General features: G+C 66.5%; 22 protein-coding genes. 7 read left to right on the top strand and 15 right to left on the bottom strand.

Going from position 1 to position 23,452, the window contains the following annotated elements; translation table 11 throughout:
* Window positions 1-54 precede the first annotated feature (54 nt).
* Complete coding sequence (locus AC5Y7E_RS13600; RefSeq protein WP_499949417.1) at window positions 55-1,824, top strand: N-acyl-D-amino-acid deacylase family protein; 1,770 nt, start codon at window positions 55-57, stop codon at window positions 1,822-1,824.
* A gap of 31 nt (window positions 1,825-1,855) precedes the next feature.
* On the opposite strand, the gene AC5Y7E_RS13605 is transcribed toward AC5Y7E_RS13600, so the two are convergent.
* Window positions 1,856-2,461, bottom strand: coding sequence for a TetR/AcrR family transcriptional regulator (locus tag AC5Y7E_RS13605; protein WP_499949418.1), 606 nt, complete (start codon window positions 2,459-2,461; stop codon window positions 1,856-1,858).
* Between the two features lie 119 nt (window positions 2,462-2,580).
* On the opposite strand from AC5Y7E_RS13605, the gene AC5Y7E_RS13610 reads away from it, so the two are divergent.
* Window positions 2,581-3,126, top strand: coding sequence for a class I SAM-dependent methyltransferase (locus AC5Y7E_RS13610; RefSeq protein ID WP_499949419.1), 546 nt, complete (start codon window positions 2,581-2,583; stop codon window positions 3,124-3,126).
* Between the two features lie 18 nt (window positions 3,127-3,144).
* On the opposite strand, the gene AC5Y7E_RS13615 is transcribed toward AC5Y7E_RS13610, so the two are convergent.
* Window positions 3,145-4,500, bottom strand: a complete 1,356-nt coding sequence (locus AC5Y7E_RS13615) for a DEAD/DEAH box helicase (RefSeq protein ID WP_499949420.1) — start codon at window positions 4,498-4,500, stop codon at window positions 3,145-3,147.
* 292 nt (window positions 4,501-4,792) lie between these two features.
* Here AC5Y7E_RS13615 and AC5Y7E_RS13620 point away from each other — a divergent pair, with 292 nt between their 5' ends.
* Window positions 4,793-5,641, top strand: a complete 849-nt coding sequence (locus AC5Y7E_RS13620; RefSeq protein WP_499949422.1) for an enoyl-CoA hydratase-related protein — start codon at window positions 4,793-4,795, stop codon at window positions 5,639-5,641.
* A gap of 61 nt (window positions 5,642-5,702) precedes the next feature.
* Here AC5Y7E_RS13620 and AC5Y7E_RS13625 read toward each other — a convergent pair whose 3' ends face one another.
* From AC5Y7E_RS13625 to AC5Y7E_RS13660, 8 genes are read right to left on the bottom strand one after another with little or no spacing between them, the layout of a single operon-like run.
* Entirely contained in the window at window positions 5,703-7,400 is a 1,698-nt protein-coding gene (locus tag AC5Y7E_RS13625; protein ID WP_499949423.1) for an FAD-binding protein, read from the bottom strand.
* Window positions 7,397-8,776, bottom strand: coding sequence for an aromatic ring-hydroxylating oxygenase subunit alpha (locus tag AC5Y7E_RS13630; protein WP_499949424.1), 1,380 nt, complete (start codon window positions 8,774-8,776; stop codon window positions 7,397-7,399). The genes AC5Y7E_RS13625 and AC5Y7E_RS13630 overlap by 4 nt, the downstream gene beginning before the upstream one ends.
* A gap of 13 nt (window positions 8,777-8,789) precedes the next feature.
* Window positions 8,790-10,319 carry an acyl-CoA synthetase gene (locus tag AC5Y7E_RS13635; RefSeq protein WP_499949426.1) on the bottom strand — a complete coding sequence of 510 codons (1,530 nt, stop codon included), beginning with the start codon at window positions 10,317-10,319 and terminating at the stop codon, window positions 8,790-8,792.
* Window positions 10,320-10,327: 8 nt separating this feature from the next.
* A complete protein-coding gene (locus AC5Y7E_RS13640; protein ID WP_499921097.1) occupies window positions 10,328-11,200 on the bottom strand; it encodes an enoyl-CoA hydratase-related protein in 873 nt (290 codons plus the stop codon).
* An 18-nt stretch (window positions 11,201-11,218) separates the two neighbouring features.
* Window positions 11,219-11,455, bottom strand: a complete 237-nt coding sequence (locus AC5Y7E_RS13645) for a biotin/lipoyl-containing protein (protein ID WP_067123242.1) — start codon at window positions 11,453-11,455, stop codon at window positions 11,219-11,221.
* Window positions 11,448-12,446 (bottom strand): alpha-ketoacid dehydrogenase subunit beta, encoded by a 999-nt coding sequence (locus AC5Y7E_RS13650; protein WP_499949427.1) that lies wholly within the window; start codon window positions 12,444-12,446, stop codon window positions 11,448-11,450. The genes AC5Y7E_RS13645 and AC5Y7E_RS13650 overlap by 8 nt, the downstream gene beginning before the upstream one ends.
* A gap of 10 nt (window positions 12,447-12,456) precedes the next feature.
* Entirely contained in the window at window positions 12,457-13,446 is a 990-nt protein-coding gene (locus tag AC5Y7E_RS13655) for a thiamine pyrophosphate-dependent dehydrogenase E1 component subunit alpha (protein ID WP_499949428.1), read from the bottom strand.
* A 43-nt stretch (window positions 13,447-13,489) separates the two neighbouring features.
* Window positions 13,490-14,353: a mycofactocin-coupled SDR family oxidoreductase gene (locus AC5Y7E_RS13660; protein WP_499921102.1), complete on the bottom strand. Its 864-nt coding sequence runs from the start codon at window positions 14,351-14,353 to the stop codon at window positions 13,490-13,492.
* 259 nt (window positions 14,354-14,612) lie between these two features.
* Here AC5Y7E_RS13660 and AC5Y7E_RS13665 point away from each other — a divergent pair, with 259 nt between their 5' ends.
* Complete coding sequence (locus AC5Y7E_RS13665; protein ID WP_499949429.1) at window positions 14,613-15,869, top strand: CaiB/BaiF CoA transferase family protein; 1,257 nt, start codon at window positions 14,613-14,615, stop codon at window positions 15,867-15,869.
* 260 nt (window positions 15,870-16,129) lie between these two features.
* Entirely contained in the window at window positions 16,130-16,417 is a 288-nt protein-coding gene (locus AC5Y7E_RS13670) for an ANTAR domain-containing protein (RefSeq protein ID WP_067123258.1), read from the top strand.
* 115 nt (window positions 16,418-16,532) lie between these two features.
* On the opposite strand, the gene AC5Y7E_RS13675 is transcribed toward AC5Y7E_RS13670, so the two are convergent.
* On the bottom strand, window positions 16,533-18,350 hold the full coding sequence (locus AC5Y7E_RS13675; RefSeq protein WP_499949431.1) for a DUF4407 domain-containing protein: 1,818 nt from the start codon (window positions 18,348-18,350) through the stop codon (window positions 16,533-16,535).
* 230 nt (window positions 18,351-18,580) lie between these two features.
* On the opposite strand from AC5Y7E_RS13675, the gene AC5Y7E_RS13680 reads away from it, so the two are divergent.
* Window positions 18,581-19,138, top strand: coding sequence for a hypothetical protein (locus AC5Y7E_RS13680; protein ID WP_499921106.1), 558 nt, complete (start codon window positions 18,581-18,583; stop codon window positions 19,136-19,138).
* An 81-nt stretch (window positions 19,139-19,219) separates the two neighbouring features.
* Window positions 19,220-19,648, top strand: a complete 429-nt coding sequence (locus AC5Y7E_RS13685) for a type II toxin-antitoxin system Rv0910 family toxin (protein ID WP_499921107.1) — start codon at window positions 19,220-19,222, stop codon at window positions 19,646-19,648.
* Here AC5Y7E_RS13685 and AC5Y7E_RS13690 read toward each other — a convergent pair.
* The 4 genes from AC5Y7E_RS13690 to AC5Y7E_RS13705 all read right to left on the bottom strand — a co-directional run bounded on the left by AC5Y7E_RS13690 (window position 19,645) and on the right by AC5Y7E_RS13705 (window position 23,434).
* The gene (locus AC5Y7E_RS13690; protein WP_499949432.1) at window positions 19,645-19,932 is read right to left on the bottom strand and encodes a LapA family protein; all 288 of its coding nucleotides are present in this window, start codon (window positions 19,930-19,932) and stop codon (window positions 19,645-19,647) included. The two genes, AC5Y7E_RS13685 and AC5Y7E_RS13690, sit on opposite strands and share 4 nt — an antisense overlap.
* A 101-nt stretch (window positions 19,933-20,033) precedes the next feature.
* Window positions 20,034-21,779, bottom strand: a complete 1,746-nt coding sequence (locus AC5Y7E_RS13695) for a molybdopterin-dependent oxidoreductase (protein WP_499949517.1) — start codon at window positions 21,777-21,779, stop codon at window positions 20,034-20,036.
* 306 nt (window positions 21,780-22,085) lie between these two features.
* Complete coding sequence (locus AC5Y7E_RS13700) at window positions 22,086-22,556, bottom strand: nuclear transport factor 2 family protein (RefSeq protein ID WP_499949433.1); 471 nt, start codon at window positions 22,554-22,556, stop codon at window positions 22,086-22,088.
* Window positions 22,553-23,434, bottom strand: coding sequence for an LLM class F420-dependent oxidoreductase (locus tag AC5Y7E_RS13705; RefSeq protein WP_499949434.1), 882 nt, complete (start codon window positions 23,432-23,434; stop codon window positions 22,553-22,555). Before AC5Y7E_RS13705 ends, AC5Y7E_RS13700 begins: the two co-directional genes overlap by 4 nt.
* Between the last annotated feature and the right edge of the window lie 18 nt (window positions 23,435-23,452).

The raw sequence follows: 23,452 nt of genomic DNA on the forward strand, positions 1-23,452 counted from the left end.
ATTATGTATGATCACTGCCAATCCGGGGCTCCGGCGCGACAGAGAGGCCGACCGATGCAGTACGACACGGTGATCACGAATGGGCGCTGGTTCGACGGGACGGGCGGCCCGTCGGCCCTAAGGAACATCGGCGTACGCGACGGGCGGGTAGTCACCATCGCCGAGGAGCCACTCGACACGACGGGCGCTGAGGTCATCGATGCCACCGGTCAGTGGGTGCTTCCGGGCATCATCGACATCCACACCCACTACGACATTGAAACACTCTGTGAGCCGGCACTTTCCGAATCACTGCGACACGGCGTGACGACCGTGATGCTGGGATCCTGCTCGCTGTCCACCGTGTACCTGAACAACGTCGACGCCGGCGACATCTTCGGCCGCGTCGAGGCGATTCCGCGGCGCTATGTCATCGAGCACCTCAACGAAGCCCGATCATGGAGCAGCCCAAAGGAATACGTGGCCGCACTCGAACAGCTGAACCTCGGCCCGAACATTGCGGCGTTCATCGGTCACTCCGACATGCGCGCCGCGACGATGGGACTGGACCGGGCAACCCGCAAGGACACGCGCCCGTCGGCGGCGGAGCTGGCTCGGATGGAGTCGATGCTCGAAGACGCACTCGACGAAGGCTTCGTCGGACTGTCGTCGCAGCAACTGCTTTTCGACAAGCTCGACGGCGAGGTCTGCCGATCGCGCACCTTGCCGTCGACCTACGCCAAGCCGCGCGAACTCCGGCGGCTGAACGCTATCCTGCGGCGGCGCAACAAAATTCTGCAGTCTGGGCCCGACATCAAGAACCCATTATCGATAGTGTCTCAACTGGCCACCTCGCTCGGGGTGGGGCGCCGGCGGTTGAAGACCAGCCTGCTGTCGGCCGCTGACGTCAAGTCCCTGCCGCCGGTCATCTACCTCATGGACTGGCTCGCGCGGGCGGTCAATGCCCTTGGCGCGGATTTCCGCTGGCAGCATCTGCCGGTGCCGTTCGAGGTCTATGCCGACGGAATTTCGCTGGTGATCTTCGAAGAGTTCGGGTCCGGCGCCGCCGCGTTGCACCTGCAGGACGAGATCGCCCGCAACGAGCTGATGCGCGACGAGGAGTACCGGCGCCAGTTCCGCAAGGATTACAACCAGAAATACGGGCCCAGGGTCTGGCACCGCGACTTCTTCGACGCCGAGATCGTCGCGTGCCCGGACCAATCGGTGGTCGGTAAATCCTTCGGCCGGGTGGGTCTGGATCGCGGCGGGCTGCATCCGGTCGACGCGTTCCTCGATCTGGTGCTCGAGCACGGCGACAAGCTGCGCTGGCGCACCACGATCTCCAACCACCGGCCCGAATTGCTCAAGAAGCTGGCCCAGAGCGCAGGAGTGCAGATGGGGTTCTCGGACGCGGGCGCGCACCTGCGCAACATGGCGTTCTACAACTCGGGCTTGCGCCTGCTGCGCCACGTGCGCGACGCCGAGAGGCAAGGCACGCCGTTCATGTCGATCGAGCGCGCCGTGCACCGGCTTACCGGTGAGCTCGGTGCGTGGTACGAGATCGACGCCGGCACGCTGCGCGAAGGCGACCGCGCCGACATCGTGGTCATCGACCCCGACAAGCTCGACGCGTCACTCGAGCGGTACGCCGAGCATCCGGTCCAGTCCTACGGCGGGCTGTCGCGGATGGTGAACCGCAACGACGAGACCGTCACGGCGGTCCTGGTGTCCGGAAGACTCGCCTTCGGTGCGGGTGAGGCTTCCCCGGAGTTGGGCCGGCGGCGTTTCGGTGAATTCCTCCGGGCCGGCGGCAGCCCGGCGCGAAAGCTGGCCCACACCGGTTAGGCGCACCTATTAGCTTGGGATGCCGTAACTTTCATGCCACCGATGCGCCCAAAATGAGGTTGACCGCCTCGTCGAGCTGCCCGGAGATCTCGGCGAAGCTGATGAACCGGGCGGTCATCAGCGCGCCGGAAAAGGTCATCTGCAGCGTGGATTTCACCGCTCTTGGCCAGCCCGGACCAAGCGCGGCCCCGATTCGCTTGGCCACTTCCTCGCCGATTTGTTCCCGCAGCGGTGCGACCGCCGGATCGTCGGCCATCAGCGCGGCGCCACAGGCGGCGGTCAGCTCCGGCTCATCGGCGACGACGACCGCCATGTCCCGCAGCGTGGCGCTGACCCGGGTCTTGGTCGAGTCGTTGACGTCGGTGTGTAGCGGCAGGTCGCGCAGGAACCGCAGATACACCGCCGCTACGAGCGCGCTCTTCGACGGAAAGTAGGTATAGGCGCTGGCCGGCGATACTCCGGCGCGAGTCGCGACCGCGCGCATCGTCAGGTTCGCGTACGAGGATTCCCGCAGCTCCGTCAGCCCGGCATCGAGGACCTTGCGAATGGTCTGCCCCGGCCGACGATCCGACCGGCGGGCCGCGTTCGCGCGGGCCGTGTTCCCGGCAACGACCGGGGACGACGCATCTCTAGACACTCGTCCAGTGTAAGAACGCGGGTCGCCGCCAACAACATCCATCGAGCGCGGTCGGCGCGAACGGGGCATCCCGATACCAGACAGCTGTCCAGAAGAATTCGGGTTCTAGAGTGGCGCCCATGAGCGGAGCGGACCGGCAGCGCTGGGACGAACGGTATGCGGCCACGGGGCCGTCACCGTTGAGTTCGGTTGCCCCGCCCTCAGTTTTCGCGGGCCATGCCGATCTGTTTCCCACGGCCGGCACGGCCCTGGACCTCGCCTGCGGACAGGGCACCGGCTCGGTCTGGCTGGCCGCACGCGGCCTGCAGGTGGTGGGGTTCGACGTCTCCCCGGTGGCCATCGGCCACGCGCGGGAACTGGCCGGCCGCGCCGCGGTGGGCGATCGCTGTCGTTTCGACGTCGTCGACCTCGATGACGGCCTGCCGGCTGGGGCGCCGGTCGACGTCATCGTCTGCTGTAAGTTCCGGGACCCTCGCCTCGACCGGGCGATCATCGAACGGCTGTCGCCGGGCGGGTTGCTGGCGATCGCCGCGCTCAGTGAGGTTGGTGCCAGCCCCGGTCCCTTCCGCGTGGCGGCCGGAGAGCTACCCGCTGCCTTTGCCGGCCTGGACTTGATCGACGCCGGCGAAGGCGAAGGTCAGGCGTGGCTGCTGGCCCGGCGATGACGCGGTCTGTCCGGCGGGCTACCCGGCACTCCCTTGCGCTCGGCTCGAGCGGCGGCGATCGGGCCGTCGCGTACCGCTGCGATGAGGCATCGCCGACTCGGTCGGCGCGGTCCTCGGCGACCTGCGCGACCCGCCGCGCCGCTGCCCACCGGTCCGATGATGCTGAGGCGCGCGCGAAGGCGCCCGGGCCGGCGCGGGGGCCTGGTATGGCGCCACCTCACCGACGAGCGCCTGCACCGCCTCCGATGCGGCAGTCACCTGCTGAGGGGCGACGTTGATACCGGCCTTGCGCATCAGCACCTGGGTGTCGCGGCGCTGCTCGGGCAGCACCACAGTGACGACGTCGCCGGCGCTTCCCGCCCGGGCTGTGCGGCCGGACCGGTGCAGATAGGACTTGTGTTCGGCTGGCGGGTCGATGTGCACCACGAGTTCGACCTCGTCGACGTGCACGCCCCGCGCGGCGATGTCGGTTGCCACCAGCACCCGGGCGCCGCCCGAGGCGAACATCGCGAGGTTGCGCTCTCGTGCGGGCTGAGACAGGTTGCCGTGCAGGTCAACTGACGGAACGCCGGATTCGGTGAGCTGCCTGGCGAGCTTGCGCGCCTGATGCTTGGTACGCATGAAGAGAATCCGGCGTCCGGTGCCGGATGCGAGCCGGTGCACGACTTCTTTCTTGGCCTCGACATTGGCGACGTGAAACACGTGATGGGTCATCTCGGATACCGGCGAGTTGGCCTCGTCGACCGAGTGCAGCACCTCGTTTCGCAGGAACCGCTTGACGAGTTTGTCGACGCCGTTGTCCAGCGTCGCCGAAAACAGCAGCCGCTGACCACCATTCGGAGTTGCGGCCAGGATCCGGGTGACGCCGGGCAGGAAGCCGAGATCGGCCATGTGGTCGGCCTCGTCGATCACGGTGATCTCGACCGCGTCGAGACTGATCAAGCGCTGCTTCATCAAGTCCTCGAGCCGGCCCGGGCAGGCCACCACGATGTCGGCGCCGGACTTGAGGGCGGCGACCTGGCGGGTCTGGGAAACGCCGCCGAAGATCGTGGTGACCCGCAGGCCGCAGGCCGTCGCCAGTGGCTCCAGGGTCGCTGTGATCTGCGTCGCTAACTCCCGGGTCGGCGCGAGGACCAACCCGGATGGCCGGGAGGGGCGCCCGTTCCCGCCCGACAGACGACTGACGAGTGGGATCGAGAAGGCCAGGGTCTTGCCGCTGCCGGTCTTTCCGCGACCGAGAACGTCGCGGCCGTCGAGCGTGTCGGGCAGCGTCTCGACCTGGATCGGAAACGGGTGGGTGATGCCGCGCTTGGCGAGCGCATCGACGAGCTGATTGCGCACGCCGAGGTCGGCGAAAGTCTTGCTGGTAGTCACTTTTCGGTGCCTTTCGGGCATCGGTGGTGCTGTGCCGCAGGCGAAAACGCCGCGCGGCATCGGCACGAGGTGGCGAGATTGCCGGATGGCAAAATCGATCGCCGCGAGACAAGCATTGGGATGAGGAAGCGTTCCACGACGGTGTTGGCATGCGATGTCATGTAGCCAACGTTGCCGCCAGCCTAGCGCATCGGGACGCCAATGCCCTAACCAGCCGCGAAACCCCGACGGCCGACATTGCGCAACCGCAAAGCCAATTCGCAGAATGACGCTCTCCGGTAGTGTCACCGTGATGGAGCGGCGTGTCCTGGAAGCGGTCATTTATGAACGCGAACCGCCGATTGCGCGGATCATTCTCAACCGGGTGGACAAAGCCAATACCAAGGACGCCGTCCTGGTCGGTGAGGTCGACGAGTGCCTGCACGAGGCGGACCGGGACAAGGACATCAAGGTCGTCATTCTCAAGGCGAACGGCAAGGGATTCTGCGGCGGCCATGTGGCGCGCTGGGGTCCGGACGAAAACCCGTATCCCGATTTCGGGGACACGTTCGAGGACCTGTACAAAGGCACCGCCGATTTGTTTTTATGGCCGACCCTGTATCTGTGGGAATTCCCCAAGCCGACCATCTCGCAGATCCACGGTTATTGCATGGGCGGTGGGATATATCTGGGTTTGCTGACCGACTTCTGCGTCGCATCCGAGGACGCGTATTTCCAGATGCCACTTGCCCAAAGCCTCGGCGAACCGGGCGGGCACACAATGATCGAGCCGTGGCTGTTGATGAACTGGCATCGCACCATGGACTGGCTGCTGCTGGCTCCCACGTTGTCGGCGCAGCAGGCCCTCGACTGGGGGCTGCTCAACCGGGTGGTTGCGCGCGACGACCTCGAGGACACCGTGGAGGAGATGGCGCGCAAGATCGCCCAAATCCCGCTAACCACACTGATGGCCGTCAAGAACAACGTGAAGCGCGCGTGGGAATTGATGGGCATGCGGGTTCATCTCCAGGTCAGCCACATCCTGACCAACATGGTGGGTGCCGCATCCGACGTGCAGGCGCGGCGGGCCGAGCTGATGCAGTCCGGCATGAAGCCGCGCGATTTCGTCGACCGCGACGAAAAATACTGCCCGCCAACGTGAAACCAGTTTCACGGTCGGCGCTGAGCGTGAAACCAGTTTCACGCTCGGCGGGACCGTCCGCCTAGCGAGTCCGCTCGCCGGCGACCCTTCGGCCGGCGGCGTGTCGCGCCGCGACGTAGCCGAACACCATGGTGTAGGCGATGCTTCCGCCCGCGCCCAAATAGTTTCGGCCCATCACCGTCGCCGTGATGTTGCCCGTCGCGTACAAGCCGTCGATCACGCAGTCGTCGGAGTCGAGGACCTGCGCGTGCTCGTTGGTGATCACGCCGCCGCACGTCCCGACATCGGCGGGCAAGACCCGGGTGGCGTAGTACGGTGGCCGCTCGAGCGGCCCGAGCGCGGCGTTCGGGCGGTAGCCGGGATCACCCAGGCAGTCGTTGTAGGCCGACTGGCCGCGGCCGAAATCGGGGTCGAGGCCCTTGACCGCAAACCCGTTGAACCGCTTGACCGTCTGCTCGAGCGCGTCGGCGGGGACATCGATCTGTCGGGCGAGATCGGCGACGGTCGCACCGCGCAGCACCGCGCCCCGCTCTATCAGTTCCTCGGGCAGGCTGCGCTTCTTGAACGGGTTGGCGCCCGAGACGTATCGGCGGATGTAGCCCTCGTCGAAGACCATCCAGCACGGCACCGCCTTGTTGGCGTACATGGCCTTGCCGACTTCCACGTAGGAGTTCGACTCGTTGCAGAATCTCTTGCCGGCCCCGTCGACGTAGATGGCCCCGGGGCGCTGCCGCCCGCTGCCGAGCGCCCTGGCTGCATCACCGCCGTCGGCGATGAAAATGGATGGCAGCCACCAGGCCTCGTCCAGCAGGTCGGTTTTCGCGCCCAGCCGCATCGCGGTCTCAAGCACCTCGCCGGTGTCTCCGGCATTGGCGATCGACCAGCGCGCCTCGTTGGGCTGGTCGCCGCTGTAGCGACGGCGCATGTCCGCATTGCGGCTGAAGCCGCCCGCCGCGAGCAGTACGCCCTTGCGCGCCTCGACATTCAGCGTGGTCCCGTCGCGGCAGACCCGCGCGCCGACGACACGGCCGTCCTCGACGATCAGATCGGCCATGGCCGCGTGAGTCCAGATCGGCGGGTCGCCGCGCAGGTCGATCAGCACCTTCAGCATCTGGCCGATGAGCGACGCGCCGTTGGTGAGCATTTCCCGCCGGAGCAGCCGCGCCGCCCTGGTGCGGGCGAACACCCGGGTGGCCACCGCGAAGGCTCGTGGCGACCGGTTGAAGTACTGCACCGAGCGCAACTCGTTCGTCTTGAGTACGAAACCCCCGTAGCTCTTGGCCATCGACGGCTGGACCTTGTCGCGCCAGTCTCCCAGCGCCGCGGCGTCAAACGGAACGCATTCGATGGCTCGGCCGGACTCGTTGCCGCCCTTGTGGTTCGGGTAGTAGTCGCTCCAGCCGAGGCACCGCACGAACCGAACGCCCTTACGGGTCAAAAAGTTGATCATCTCGTAGCCCGCGGTCAGGAAAGTCTCGCGGCGCGCCGGTGACGAGGCGGCCCCGATGTCGCCGACGACGTCGTCGAAGTACGCCAGGCCGTCCTCGTGCGAATCGGCGATGCCGTCGGCGCGCATCAACGGGTTGTTCGGCAGCCACACCATGCCACCGGACAGTCCGGTGGAACCGCCTACCAGCGCCTGCTTTTCGAGCACCAGGGGCTCGATGCCGGAGTCGAGCGCCGCCAGCGCCGCGGCCATGCCGCCCCCGCCGCTGCCGGCGATGAGCAGATCGACGGAGTGGTCCCACCGCGTGCTCATCGTGCCGCCCTACCGATGGCCCCAGGCGTCGAAGCGAGGCCGAGATCCACCATCGGCACGTCGATGGTGGTGTTGGTCTTCTGGATGGCGGGTACCAGCGTGTCGTACGGCAGTCCGGCGAGGAAGCCGTCGATGACCCGTTCGAAGTTCGAGATCAGCCCCTCGATTCGGCTGGACAGCCTCATGTATCCAAAACTCCTGGAGTGCAACCCTTTCTGTTGCTTAGGCAGGTTGGAGAAGTCCTGCGCGGGTATCGGCGGCCAGCGTGGGTCGTCGGGCGCCATCGGGTCCGGAGGCGTCGGTTTGGGCGTGATCTGGTCGGGTGGGATGCGGGTGAGCGACCAGATCTCGAAGAGGGTTTCCTCCGGTCCCAGCGGACGGATCCGGTACGACGAGGCGCTGCTGTACTGCGGCAGGACGAAATAATGCGGGAAGCAGAAATTGATGGCCTCGGTGATGCCGCGCCGCGCCAGTTCGTTGAGGTCGGGGATGTCGCAGCCCCTGGCTCGATGCCAATGCACGATGGCGTCGTTGAGGGTGGTGCGCCAGACGTTCATCGCCTCGGCCGGATCGGACGGCAATTCCATGTCCTGCAGGCCTTCGGCGATGCGGACGTCATTCTCGTGCGTCATACCGGCCATGCCCTCGCCGAGCGTGCGCATGAAATACAGGTTGGTCTGTGCCAATCCCGGTGGCTGGGCGGACGAGGCGGGCATGCTCGACGGCAGCAGTTGTGGGTGGGTCTGCGGGACGTGATACCCCTCCATGAAGGCGGCCGTCGCCAGCTTCCAGTTCACCGGCAGCCGGCACGACTGCCACCATTCGACGCGCAGCGACTCCACCTTCCAGGCGTCGTAGATCGATGCGAACGGTTCGAAGCAGTCGCGCAACGGCGGTGCGGCGTCGTCGAGGTTGATCCATGCGCAGCCGCCCCACACCTCGCATCGCACCGAGACGAGGCGAAGATCCTCCGGGTTCAGGTTGTGCTCGTCGAACTCCTCGGGCCTCAGCACAAACGTGTTACGCCCATCCATGCCCCAACACCAGCCATGGAAGGGACACACGAAGGTGCGCCGATTCCCGTTGCCTTCCACCAGCTTTACGCCGCGGTGGCGGCAGGCATTGTGATAGGCGCGCACGTTCTCGGCGTCGAGCCGCACGACGATGATGGAATCGTCGAGGATCTCGTACTCGACATAGTCGCCCGGCTTGGGGATCTCCTCGAGGCGGCAAGCCATCTGCCACACGCGCGGCCAGAGCATTTCCTTTTCGAGCGCGTAGAACTCCGGGTCGTAGTACCGCTGCTTGGGAATCCGATCGGCGGCCCGGACCGCCCACGGCACCGGAAGCGGGGTCCAGTTCACGTCCGTACTCATGGCCATCCCTCGTTCATACGATCCTCGATACCCGCCCCTGCCAATAGCGGTCGCGGATGCGTCTCTTGTACAGCTTTCCGTTCGGGTCGCGGGGAAGGCTGCCGAAGTCGACGGTGCGCGGGCACTTGTACCCGGCCAGGTGGGCCCGGCAGTACTCGACGAGTTCGGCCTCGAGCTCGGGTCCGGGCAGCACGCCGTCGGCCGGTTGCACGACGGCTTTGACCTCTTCGCCGAATTCGCCGTTGGGAACCCCGAATACCGCCGCGTCGACCAACTTCGGATGCATGATGAGCAGATTCTCCACCTCTTGCGGGTAGATGTTGACCCCGCCGGAGACGATCATGAAGGTCGAGCGGTCGGTGAGGTACAGGAACCCGTCGCGGTCGACATAGCCCATGTCGCCAAGCGATCGCCACCCGCGGTCGTTGGACACCGACGCGGTCTTGGCGGGATCCTTGAAGTATTCGAAGTCGGGCCCGCCTTCGAAGTACAGCTCGCCGGTTTCACCGACGGGAAGTTCTTGCCCGTCTTCGCCGAGCACGTGCACCGGGGCCATCGGAATCCCCACCGAGCCGGGATGGGCCAGCCAATCCTGCGGACCGATCGTGGTTCCCGCGAATCCCTCGGTGCCGCCGTAGTATTCGTAAATGATAGGCCCGAACCACTGCATCATTTGGTGCTTGACATCGACCGGGCACGGCGCCGCCGCGTGAATGACGCACCGCAAGCTGGACACGTCATAGCGTTTCCGCACGGCCTCGGGCAACTTGAGCATGCGCACGAACATCGTCGGTACGAACTGCGCGTGGGTCACCCGGTGGGTCTCGATCAGCCGCAACACCGCCTCGGCGTCGAACTTGCGCATGAGGATCGACGCCGCGCCCACCCGGTTGGCCGCCATGGTGTAGTTCACCCCCGCCGCGTGATACAGCGGCGCGGGGGACAGGTACACACTCGAGGAGCTCATGCCGTATTTGTGGATCAGCGCCATCTCGAGTACCGACTGCGCCCAGGACCCGGTGCCGTCGACGGGAAGCGGTCGTCGCACCGCCTTGGGCCGTCCGGTGGTACCGGACGAATAGAGCATCTCCGAGCCGTCCGATATCGGTGGGGCGTCGCCCGCCGCCGTCAGCGCGTCTTCATAGGAGCGCCAGCCGGCCAGGGGGCCGCCGACGGAGAAACGGGCGACCACCCCGGCGTTGCAATCGCGGATGTGCGCGGCCAGTTCGGGCATCGAGGCATCGACGAAGACGGCCTTGGCGTCCGAGTCGTCGATGACGTAGCCGGCTTCCGCGGGGATGAAGTGGGTGTTGACCGCGGTGTAGTAGAGTCCGGAAAGTTGTGCCCCCCAAGTGATTTCGAGGAACTCCGGCCGGTTTGGCAGGACCAGCGCCACACCGCCGCCGCGGCGCAGCCCCGCCTCGTGCAATGCGGCGGCCACCCGTTGGCTGCGGGCATACAGTTCGCCGAACGAGATCGGGCCGTCGTCGGTGACCAGGGCCGGCGACTGTGCGGCTGCGATCGCGTGATCGGCGATGTTCACCAACGGTCCTAAGTCGTTGCGGCGCCGTCGGTCTGGGCGGCGGCCGCGGCCTGGCGGCGAGCCTGCTCGGAGGGCAGCACCTTGTCCTTGAACACCGTCTGAATCAGCTCCTGCACATCCTTGCTGATGGAGGCGAGGGCGACGAGGTCGTTCGAGCTCTGCCAGTGCACCCGCATGCCCATCAGCTCCCAGGCGCGCTTCAGGTTGGCCTTGGTGGCCAGCAGGGTCGTCATCGGGGCCTGGGCGATGTGACGGGCGATGGCCTCGACCCGGTCGTCGAGTTGGTCGCGCGGGACGACCTCGTTGACCAGACCGACGTCGAGAGCCTTCTTCGCGTCGATCACCTCGGCCAGGTAGAGGTAGTACGCGGCGCGCCGCCAGTTCATGAACACCCATGGCTCGATGGAACATTCACCCGACGGCATGCCGAAACCCTGCAGGGGCGGGTAGGAGAAGTACGCGTCCTCCGATGCGATGACGATGTCGGTCGTCAGTCCGTAGTGGGTGCCGCCGCCCACGCAATACCCGTGCACCTGGGCGATGGTCGGCTTGGAGAATTCCCAGAGGTTCAGGATCGGCTTGACGAAGAGGTCGGTCTGCGGTTTCCACGGCGTGCCCATCACCTTGGCGCCCTCGACGAACGACGGGTAGTCGACGGCGTTGTTGCCGATGGCGTGTCCCGAGCAGAAGCCCTTGCCGTTGGCCTTCATGATCAGCACTTTGATGTCGTAGTCGCGGTCGGCGTCGAGCAGCGCGGCGTCGACCTCTTCGGCCAGCTTCTGGTCCTGGGCGTTGGCCTTCTCCGGCCAGTTCAGCGTGACGCGGGCGATCGGGCCCTCTTTTTCGTAGATGATTCTTTCGCGGGTCTCGTTGAGATCCATCCGGCTTTACCCTCCTCGTTAGGACGTGATGACGCCGATTTCGGCGCCGATGTCGTAGGTGGTCCCGACCTGGCCCGTCCAGCTGACGGTGCCGGATGCTCCGGCTTCTATCTCCTGTTCCACCTTCTCGGTGGCTATCACGTAGATCGGCGTGCCCGCCTCGACATGCTCACCGGCGCCCACCAAGAGCCCGGTGAGTTCGGCTTCGGAGACCGCCACCGAGACGCGGGGGATGCGAATGATGAAGTCAGCCATGCACCTTCGCCCCCGCGCACGTGCGTTGTGCCGCTTCCACGATGCGGGCCGGTGACGGATACACATGTGCTTCGAGCGCCGCGGCGGCCGGGTTGGGTACGAACCGTGCGGCGACCCGCTCGATGGGTGCGGCAAGCTCACCGAACAACTCGGTGGACAGGATCGCGGCGACTTCGGCTCCCGGGCCCGCGAATTGGACCGCGTCGTGCACGATGACGGCTCGGCGAGTCCGCCGGACGGATTCGACGATGGTTTCGACGTCCAGCGGCACCAGCGTGCGCAGGTCGATGACCTCCGCGCTGACGCCGCGCTCGGCCAGCGTGTCCGCGGCGGTGAGCGCGTCGTGCACACAGCGCCCGTAGCCGATCAGGCTCACATCGGTGCCGGGCCGTTTGATGTCGGCGTGGCCCAAGGGGATGGAGAAGCCGGGGTCGACGGGGACGGGCCCTTTCTTTCCCTGCAACCGGATGGTCTCGACGAACAGGCAGGGGTCGGGGTCGAAAATCGCCGACGTCAGCAGCCCTTTCCCGTCGCGCGGTGCGGACGGCACGATCACCTTCATGCCCGGGATGTGCATGAACCACGCCTCGAGGCTCTGCGAATGCGTCGCTCCGGTGGCCAGCCCCGCGTAGACCTGGGTGCGGACGGTGATCGGCGCCGACGTGCGCCCGGCGGTCATGAACCGCAGTTTGGCGGCGTTGTTGATCAGCTGGTCTGCGGCGATGCCGATGAAATCCATGATCATGATCTCGGCGACCGGCAGCAACCCGTCGATGGCGGCACCGATGGCCGCGCCCAGGATCGCGGCCTCCGAAATCGGGGTGTCAAGGACGCGGTCGTGGCCGTACTTGGTGGACAGCCCGGCCGTCGGGCCGGACGCGCCGGGATCGGCGATGTCTTCGCCGAGCAGAAATACCCGCTCGTCGGCCGCGAGCGCCTGATCTAGCGCGAGGTTCAGCGCCTCGCGCATCGTCATCTCTTTGTCGTCCATCGCCAAATCCTCAGACCGGGAACCGGATTCCAGTCGCGTACACGTCCCGGTCGAGTTCGACTGCCGTCGGCGGATCCGCGCTCATCACCGTCTGCAGGGCGGATTCCACCGTCGCCAGCGCCTCGTCGTCGATGCGCGCGAGTTCGTCTTCCCCACACACGCCTTCGGAGGCCAGGTGCCGGCGGAAGCGTGGCACCGGGTCGGCGGCCATCGCCGCTTCGAGTTGTTCGGTGGGGATGTACGGCATTCGGTCGCCGAAGTAGTGGCCGCGGAAGCGGAATGTCACGCACTCGATGAAGGTGGGGCCCCGTTTATTCGAGCCGCCGCGGGCCCGTTGCAGCGCCGCGTCGAGCGCGGCCTTGACCGCCAACGGGTCGTTACCGTCGACGCGAACACCCGGCATGCCGTAGCCGGCGGCCCGATCGGCCACCCGCTCGAGCTTCATGGTGTCTGCTGTCGGTGTCATCTCGGCGTACAGGTTGTTCTGGCAGACGAACACCATGGGCAGGTCCCAGAGCGCGGCCATGTTGGCCGCCTCATGGAAGGAGCCGGTGTTGGTGGCACCGTCACCGAAGCTGACGACGGTGACGCGGTCGAGCCCCTTGCGCTTGGCGGCCATCGCCAGCCCCACGGCCACCGGTGGCCCGGCTCCGACGATGCCGGTCGAAAGCATCACGCCGGCCTCGGGTTTGGCGATGTGCATGGTGCCGCCCTTGCCGCGGCTGGCGCCGACCGTCCGGCCCATCATCTCGCCGTAGATCTCCTCGAGCGGCACTCCCTTGCCGATGAGGTCGTGCAATCCGCGATAGGTGGTCACCAGCTGGTCGTCGGGCCGCAGCGCGACACCCATCGCGGCGGCAATTGCCTCCTGACCGCGCGACGGCCAGTACACGCACACGAACTCCCCGGTGCCGATCCCCTTGGACAGTCGGTCGTCGGCCGCCTTCATCAGTACCATGAGCTCGTACAGGCGGCGTTGCATCGCGGGATCGTCGGTCATCGCGCAGTCCCGTTGTGCCGCATCCCGATTGGTGACACTGCCGTCACGCACCCGACCATGGCTTGACCTTGAGGAAACCGCCGCCGTCCACCCGGAGTTGCTGGCCGGTGATATAGCGGGCGGCGTCGGATGCCAGGAACAGCACCGCCTCGCTGATGTCCTCGGGCTCGACGTAGGGGATCGGCATCGCCTGGACGAAGGGAAAGATGGGTTCGGCGTCCTCGCGGGTCGGCTCCTTCAGGTCGGGCCGGAAGGCCCGGTACATCGGCGGGCTGTGCAACATGTCGGTGTTGACGTTCGTGGGATGCACCGCGTTCATCCGGATGGAGAACGGCGCGAGCGCCAGGGCGAAGTCGTTGACGTAGTGCGCGGCAGCCAGTTTCGCGAAGGCATAGCCGGCCCCGCCGGGGCCGCCGTCGATGCCGGTGGTGTTCATCGACGACATGAAGGCGGCGTTGGAACCGATCACCACGATCGACGCGCCGGCCTCGAGGTGTTTGAGGCTGGCATGGACGAGGTTGAGCACGCCAACCAAATCCACGTCCACCGCGTCGGCGAAAGCCTTCGGCGGCAGCCCCGCGGTCAGCGGGCAGATGCCGGCGTTGGCCACCACGACATCGAGGTGGCCGAACTCGGCGACGCCCTCGTCGATGGCCGCGGACAGGGCGACGCGGTCGCGGACGTCGGCGATCGCGGTGTACGCGCGCTGCCCCTCCTTTTCCACCAGCCGCGCCGTTTCGTCCAGGTCCTCGGGGCGGGCCAGCGGATACTCATTGGTGTCGATGTCCGTGCAGAGGTCTACGGCAATGATGTCCGCTCCTTCGGCGGCCAGCAGTCGCGCATGCGAGCGGCCCTGACCGCGCGCGGCGCCACTGATCACGGCCACCTTGCCCGTTACCCTGCCCATCGCCCGTCCTTCGTCCGAGTCTCTATGCCACGACCCGCGTTGCGGCCCAACGCCATTCGCTGCCGCCGCCGAGGTTGAAGGGGAGATGAATCGACTCCCGGCCCGGCCGCGCCGGATTGCGGCGCGCGGTCACCGCGGCGGGCGTCGGACTGAGAGCTTCGGTCGGCTCCATCGCATCTCTTCCACGAAAAACTGCGCTGACCTGCAGAGGGGCTATCACTACGCCCCAGACTAGCTAGAATATCTAAAATAGCAAGGAATGGACGCGACGAGGGAGTTGGCGATGTCTGGCGGGCGCGGCGGAGTGCTTCACGGTGTCCGGGTGGTCGAATTGGCGTCCTGGACCTATGTGCCCTCTGCCGGTGCCGCCCTATCGGACTGGGGTGCCGACGTCATCAAGGTCGAAGGAGTCGCCATGGGCGATCCCGGGCGCGCGCTGGTCGTGGGCGGGTTCACCCGGCAGGCGGCCCGCCCGGATGCGGACTTCATTCTCGAGCTGGGCAACCGCGGCAAGCGCAGCATCGCCATCGACATCAAATCGGACACGGGTCGCGAGCTGTTCGGCCGGCTGTTGGCCAGTGCGGATGTGTTCTTGACCAATTGGCTGCCCGGTGCGCTCGAACGGGCCCGGCTGACGGTCGAGGACATCCGCTCGTTCAACCCGAAGATCATCATCGCGCGCGGGACAGGCCTGGGCGTCCGCGGTCCGGATCGCGATCGCGGCGGTTTCGATGCCGCGACGTACCTGGCGCGCGGTGGGGTCGCCTATACGCTCACGCCGTTCGGAAGCGAGACGCCCGCGGTACAGGGGCCCGGCTTCGGCGACTTGCAGGGCGGGGCAACGCTGGCCGGCGGGGTGTGCGCGGCACTGTTTCACCGCGAACGCACGGGCGAACCGAGCGTCGTCGACTCTTCGCTGCTGGCGCAGGCGATGTGGTCGATAGCGCCGTCGATCTCGGCTGCGGACTTCTTCGATATCGATGGGATTCCGGGCGCCCCGCCCGGCCTGGCCATCAACCCGCTCGTCAACCGGTACAAGACCAAAGACGACAGGTGGATCCAGCTGGTGTTCTTACAGCCGGACAAATTCTGGGTGGGCTTCTGCCGGCGCATGGGACTTGCGGAACTGGCCGACGACGAGCGATTCGTCCCCTCCACCAACTTGATCGCCAACGCGGCGGCGGCGACCGAGCTGCTGGCGAAGACTTTCGCGCGTCACGACCTCGCACATTGGCAGGCGGTGCTCGAGGACGAGCCCGGTGTGTGGGGCGCGCTGGCGACCCCGCGCGAAACCCTCAACGATCCACAGGTCGAACCGAACGGATACGTCGTCACCAATGTCGACGACCACGGCGAGAAGTACCGAATCGTCGCCGCGCCAGTGCAATTCAACGAGACACCACCGGCCCCCGCGCGCGCCCCGGAGCACGGGCAACACACAGAAGAAATCCTGCTGGAACTCGACATCGACTGGGACGACATCGCGAAGGCCAAGGCGGCCAAGGCAATCCTCTAGCGGGTCCGGTGCAGCTGATTGCGCTGCTTCACAGCCTTTTTCGATACCACGTGTCGCGAATTTCTTGATGAGCAACCGATTCCGAAACGGTCACGGCCGTGTCTCAATGTCAATGGTTGACTGGCACAACGCGACAGATCCGCAAATCATTGCACAGGGCGCCTTTTGGGGATTGCGGCCGCGACGAAGCGTACCGCACACATTCCTGCCGCTGTTCGGGTAGCGGTTTCGCAAGGGCGCAGCAGGAGGTATCACACAGCATGACGACGAACTGGGTCCCCGCCCAAACTTCTTGTGGCCCGAATTCCGGTCGTATTCTCGACACCGCACGGGGCATTCTCATCGGCCTGCGCCGGTGTCCTTCCGACGCCGCGTTGGACGAATTGCACAGCGCGGCGATACGGCACAAGGTTCCGGTATTCGCCATGGCATGGGCGCTGGTCCACCTGGCGGGCGACGGCGAGAAGACCCCCAGCTTCGTCGACGCGCAGTCCGCGGCCCGTCACGAGTGGGGTGCGCTGTTCAAATCCGCCGCCCTGACCTGCTGAGGGCGCCAAGACGTTGGGGCGGCCGAGCTTCGAGGGGTTGCCCGGCCGCCGCCAACTACCACATTTCCCAACCGCGTTTGGACGACAACGCCTTGGGTTTGCAGATAGCGGCAGGCTATTTCGGCGGCGGCAGCTGACGCGGGCCATCCGGCGGATCCAATTCCGGTGGCCCATCACGCTTCGTCAGCGCCCGCCGACGGCCGCCGTCACCGGATTCCACCGACAGCCGTCGAGCATCATCGGACCGCCGCGGCAAGGGTGAACCGAAATCGCGACCCGCCAGCTGCCGGTGTTCTCGACTGCCGGGTTCATGCCGCGACGAACTGACGAATTCCGTTTCCGCCGAGCTGGTTTCAGCGCTTGCGGGGCGCCCGGACAGCCGGGTGTCCGAGGCCTCCGAGCTGACCGTCACCTTTCGGGAGCGTTTGAGGGTGAACGTTATTTCCTCGGTTTCCTCGAGGACGCCTTCGAACGCCTGGCGGGCGGTGCGCAGTGGCGCAGTCGTGGTGTCGATCACCTTCGCCACGAAGGGCGGCACCAGCGGGCGAATCCAGCGGGCCGCGGCCTTGGTGGCGTCCGGGATCGACGGGATCGACGGGGCGCTCCGTTGCTCGTGGGCTTCGACCTCTCCGGCCGGCGACAGGGGAGCAGGCAGGTTGTCCGGAACATCGGGGGCGTGGGCGATGTCTGCGGCCGGTTCCGGGGCGGGCAGTCGGGTGATCGCCCGGCTGGCCGCCTCGGCTTCGGCGGCGATCGGCAGGTACACGTCGTCGGCGCTTGGTTCGAAGGCCCGGTGCGACGGCGCGTGCACCGCAACGTCCAACGCCTCGGAGACCCGGCGGCGTTGCTGCTCGCGGTCGATCTCGGTCTGCGCCTCAATGGCAAGCCGAGCCTGCGTCAGTTGATGCTCGGCCCAGAGGATTTCGGCCTCGCGGCGCACCTCGGCGCGCTTGACCGCGATGGCGGTGTCCGCCTCGAGGTCGGCGCGTTCACGCTCGGCACGCGAATTTGCACGCCGGTCGTGGGTTGTCTCACCGCGCCACAAACCCAGGATCACCGGCGTCACATAGAGCAGGACGCACAGCGCGATCGTCGCCAGCCGCAGGGTCATTGCCCCGGCGTCGGCGGAGGTGAGGTCGTTCATCGCGACCCAACGTGCGCCCAGGCCGCGACCGGCATCCGTCACGACACCGTCTTGCGCGTTGCGCAGCGTCAGCTCTTGTCGTGAAATCGTGGCTTCCAGCTCCGGTGCGCGGCTGTCGCGCGTGGCCAACGCGGTGTCCAATTCACGCTGGGCGTCCGCGAGAAGCTGGTTGGCCGTGCGGGTTTCCGGCCCGGCACCGGGATCACCGGTGATCCGGGTCTGCGGGCAGCCGGGCGTGGGATGGTATTCGCAGCGGGCGACGACCAGGGCCTTGTCCTGACGGTCATGGGCCTGCGCGACCGCGTTGTCCAGCCCCGAGCGGGCAGCCCTGGATTGCTGCAGGGACGCCGACGCCTGCGCGACGGCGGGGGCCGATTCGGCGCTGCGCAACGCTCGTTCGTCGAGGCGATGGGCTATCGAGCTGGAAAGAATGACCAGTGCCGCAAGCTCACCGACGACGACTCCTGCGGCCGCCGCCACCGCGGCGCGGCCCACGACACCGGGGCGGGTCCGTTGCGGCCCCGGGATGGTGGCACGGGCGACCGCGCCGACCAGTAGGCCGAAGACGAGGGTGAGCGGCACGACGGCCGGCAGCGGCCAGCGAGCCGACTCGCTGATCGCCAGGGCCGCGACCAGCCAGGCCAGCACCGCACCCGACAGCACGACCGCGCCGGCGACCGCGTGGGCGGACCGTTCGTGACGCTCACCCAGCTCGCGCCGGTGTCCGCCACCGAGCCAGATGAGGACCCCCGCCAGGCCCGCGCGTTGTTCAGTTACTTCCTGGGGCATGGGACTGAGAAACACCTCCACCATCAAGCCTCGCAGGCCACCGCCCGACACATCGAATCGAAGCGCCTCGTCTGTGATGCGCTTCACAAATCCGCTGGAATCAACGCAGATCGCCCCCGGACACCGATCGGGTTTGCTGATCCTTCCGGAAAGTGGATCTGACGCGCGATTCGTGCGACGCGACCAGATCAGCGGCCGTTCCGGCAGGCGACATGAGACGGTATAAGCCTATGACGAACCACGATTATGTCACCTACGAAGAGTTTGGCCGCAGGTTCTTCGAGGTCGCCGTCACTCCGGAGCGGGTCGCTGCCGCGTTCGCGGACATCGCCGGCAGCGAGTTCGCGATGGAGCCGATTGCCCAGGGGCCGGGGCGAATTGCCAAAGTCAGTGCCAACGTCAAGATCGAAGAGCCCCGGGTAACGCGCCGGCTGGGCGAGGCCATCACGTTCGTCATTCACATTCCGCTTTCGATCGATCTGCTGGTCGACCTATGGCTCGACAAGCAGCGCTTCATGGTCTCCGGTGATATTCAATTGCGCGCGACCGCGCGAGCGGCCGAACCGTTGTTGCTGATCGTCGACGTCGCCAAACCGCGGCCTTCCGATATCACCGTCAACGTCTCGTCGAAGTCGATCCGTGGCGAGGTGCTGCGAATCCTTGCCGGCGTCGACGGCGAGATCCGTCGATTCATCGCGCAATATGTCGCCACCGAGATCGACGCGCCGCAATCGCAGGCGGCGCAGATCATCGACGTGTCCCAGCAGCTGGAGCAGGCCTGGCCCTGAACGGACCGGCACAGGAGTACGTGCGGCGGCGTCGGGGTACCCAGCCAAGGTTGTGCGTTCTGATCGCCAGGGAGGAAGACGTTGGCTCGCGTAGATGTCTCGGTGTCGTCGCAGGTGGAACCGGAAGCCGCATGGAAGCTGGCGTCCGACCTGGATCGATTCGACGAGTGGATGACGATTTTTGCCGGGTGGCGGGGTCCGGTGCCCGACACGATCGAAGAGGGCACATGTGTGTCGTCGTGCGTCAAGGTCAAGGGCTTCCGCAATGTCATTCACTGGAAGGTCACCCGATACGACGAGCCCAAAGCGATCGAGTTGCAGGGCCGCGGGCGCGGCGGCATCCGCCTCACGGTGGCGATGACCGTGACCGATGATCACCCCGGCTCGACGTTTCACCTCACCGCCGACCTCGGTGGCGGGTTGCTCAGTGGGCCGGTCGGGGGCTTGGTCGCCCGCGTCCTGCGCTCCGACGTGCAGAAGTCCGTGAACAACCTCGCGGCACTGCGTTAGCCGCTGCGTCGGCGGATTCGGCGGCCGAGCACCCAGTTCCGTTCGGCATCGCGGACTCGCCTGCGGTCCATCGCAAGCCAGGACAGCCCGGCACCGAACGCGAGCATGGAGACGATGGCGGCAACAACCCCCGCGTGGGCCTCGCCAAGGGCGAAAGTGGTCACGCACACGGCGAACGCCAATGCCGCGGCCGCGACGACGAGGAGCCCGGCTGTGCGCGCCTCGGCCGATCGGTGGACGCCGCGGTCAGCGGTCCGCTCGTGGTCGACACGGCTGTGCCTCATCGGCGTCTCCTCTGCTGTCACATCCGTTACGACCGATGTGTTGGAGCTACCCGAAAGGCCGTTGGGACAAACGACTTGGCGGAGGTGGGTGCGGCCGCGGCTCAGAGAGTTTGGTGACGCCCGAAGTACTTGTGGTCTTCGCTGTAGCCGCCATAACCGCTGCCGATGTCGTGGTAGTCGGCGACGAACTCGATGCCTTTGATCCACTTCACCAGCTTGAAGCCGTGCTGCAATTCGTTGCGCAGCCGCAGCGGTCTGCCGTGCATGTACGGGAGCTGCTGGTCGTTCATGTTGTAGGCCAGCATCGTCATGTGGTGGTCCATCTGACCGATGTGATGGGCGTTGTAGTAGATGCCGCCCGTGGCGCCCAGGCCCATCGAATAGAAGACCGCCCATTTCGCTTCGGGCAGCGGTTTGACGATGTCCATGATCGTTTTCATCTGCACGCCACCCCATTTGGCGACGCCCGACCACGCCTGGATGCAGAAGTGCTGGCTGATCTGTTCGTGGTAGGGCAGCGCCATCAGATCCTCGAGCGAGAATTCCATCGGGTGCTCGACCAGACCGTAGACCTTCAGCCGCCAGTCCTTGAAGTCGTCACGCTCGAGTTCCTTGTACTCGACGGTCTCGGGCAGGCGGCCGTTGCGCCAGTGATGCGGCGAGATGTCTTTTTCGGTGAAGGCGCCGGGCTTGGGGTCCAGCCGCTCGAGCACCCGCTGGAACGGTCCCACGAGGGCGTATCCGACGCGCTGAACCACCCGGGGGTGCTTGATGGTGAACGGAGTGGCCCACACCCAGGCAACGGCCGTCACCACCATCGCCGCCGCGAAGATCCAAAAGCCCATCCAGCCGTTGTCGTCGCGGGCGGCGAACATGTGGTTGAGGTTCTTCAGCGCGCTGGTCGCGAACACCAGCGTGACGTGCACGATGATGAAGAACAGGAAGTACACCAGCACCAGGAAGTGCAGCGAGCGGGCGTGCTGAATGCTCAACCGCTTACTGAGCCAATGGACGCGCTGCGACAGCGCGGGCGACATGCCCAGGCCGGTGATCAACGCTGCCGGCGCGGCGATGAAGACGGTGGTGAAGTACGCCAGCACCTGCATGCCGTTGTAGGCGACCCAGCCGTTGTCGGCGGGCCAGTGCTCCACGGACAGGTATTGAATCGCCACCGAAAGCGCATTGGGGAACACGTCCCAGCTGGTCGGCACGATGTGCCGCCACTGCCCGGTGACGAACAACAGAACATAGAAGACCAGGCCGTTGACCAGCCACAACACGTCCATGCCCAGATGCCACCAGCGGGCCAGGCCGATGGAGTGCCGGAACCCGGGCAATCCCAACTGCGGGGGCAGGGCGACGGTGTCGGCGTTGGCGGTCCACAGCTCGTCGTCGGGCACCGGAGGCCCCACGCGCAGCCACTCGTCCTTGCCGGGGGTGGCGTTGCGGCTGAAGTACAGCCGAGGGTGGTCACACAGGATCTGGATGCCGGTCCTGATGATGAACATCATCATGAACAGGTTGAAAAAGTGCGTCCAGCCCAGCCAGGCGGGCACGCCGGGCACCTTCGCGGGGATGTCGGCGCCGGGATAACGATGAATGAATTCCTGCACCGAGGGCATGTTGTACAGCCCTTTGCCGATGGCCACCGCCGCGACCAGGACAGCAAAGCCGATGGGAATGAGCCACAGGAGGTTGAACCACTTGTCGCGGCCGACTCGCAGCTTAGGAGCGGTGGCCCGCCGGGTGAGATCGAAGCCGCCGCCGTAGTGCTCCACGTCGATGACGTCTTCGGCGGTGTGTATCTCGTTGCGGAAGTCCGGGATGGACGTCAGCGGCGTGCCCACTGCCAGGGCCGATACCGAGCCGCCCTGCGCTGCCCGCCCTCCACCGGTCCCCGCGGAATCAACGGTGTTCGTCACGCGGCCGAAATTACACGAATCGACCTGGACTAATTGGAGTAGGTCGGGAACGGGGGCCATGGTCGCGGCGCCCGTGCGGGCAGGAATGGCCAGGTAACGCGCGGCGCGCTCAGAATTCCGCGGGCCCTCGGCAGCACTAGCCGCATCTACCCAAAGAAAGCGGCGATTTGCGCCGCAGATAAGAACCGATGAGTTTTGCTGTGAGTGTGCGCATAATCTGCTGCCAACACGCTAGGCGGGGTCATGCGGCAGCAGCCGGCGCACCGGGCGGGTTTCGATGGCGTTGACCGTCAATGCCCTGCGGCTGATCCGCCAGCCCGCGTCGGTCAGCAGATACTCGTCGTCGTAGCGCAGGTGCCACGCCACGTCCACCAGCTGACCGCCGCGCTCGTTCCAGTGGTGCGCGACGGCCGCGATCCGCCCTCGGGCGGTGCCCGGTTGTGCGACCGCGTCGTACACCTCACCGATGATCGCGTGCTCGGTGCGGGCGACCGCGGCGACGGCCGCGACCGCCACGGCGATGGGCTGGCGGCCGCGATGCGACCGGACCGGCCGCAGGTCGGCCGGCGGTGCGGGCAGCACCAGCTCTGCGTCGTCAACGAAAAGCTCTGCAACAGCGGTGAATTCGCGATCATCGACGTAGGCGGCGTATCGGTGCACCAGATCGCTCAGCGCGGCCCGCTGCTCGGCCGAAAGCGTCATGAGCTCAAGGACAGCCGTTGCGCACAGGCCGACAACAGGTCCTTCGCGTGCTCGATGTCGGTGGTCGGCGGCATGGCCAGCACCAGACGATCGGCGCCCTGGTCCACGAGGGCCGCTGCGCGCTCGGCATCGATCTTGGTGACCGCGTGGCCCAACGACACCTCGAGGGCCGCGGGATCACGGTCCGCCGAGGATGCCTCGTCACGCATGAGCGCGATCAGCGACGCGAGCCGGGGCCCGGTCACCCCCAGCGGCTGGAAGCCGTCGCCAAGGCGTCCGGCGCGGCGTGCGGCCGCTCGGCTGTGACCACCGATGTGAATCGGGAGATGCTCCGCCGCAACGGGTTTCGGGTAGCACATGACGTTCTCGAAGTCGAAGAACTCGCCCGCGAAGGACGCCCCGTCGGGCCGCTGCGCCCACAATTCCCGCATGACGGCCAGCTGCTCGTCCGCGCGCCGGCCCCGGCTCTCGAAGTCCACATCACAGGCGGCAAGCTCCTCCTTCAGCCAGCCCACGCCCACACATAGGCGCAGCCTGCCGCCCGACAGGGCGTCGACGGTGGCGGTCCGCTTGGCCAGCACCACCGGGTGGTGGCTGGGCAGCACCAGCACGCCGGTGGCCAGCCCAAGCCGGCTGGTGTGGCCGGCCAGAAACGCAAGCAGGTCAAGCGGATCCGGGATGGGGCAGTCCGGCGCCAGGCCGACGCGTCCCGAATTGTCGTAGGGATAGACGCTGTCGTAGCGGGTGACCAACACGGTGTGTTCGACAGCGACGATCGATTCGAATCCGCACGCTTCGAGGTGGCGCGCGAAGGCCACCATCCAGTCGGGGTCCGCGGTGACACCGTCGCCGACCGGGGCCACGACTGAGACCTTCATGGTTTTCGAAGCTAACAA

Source organism: Mycobacterium sp. NGS17 (assembly GCF_059813205.1).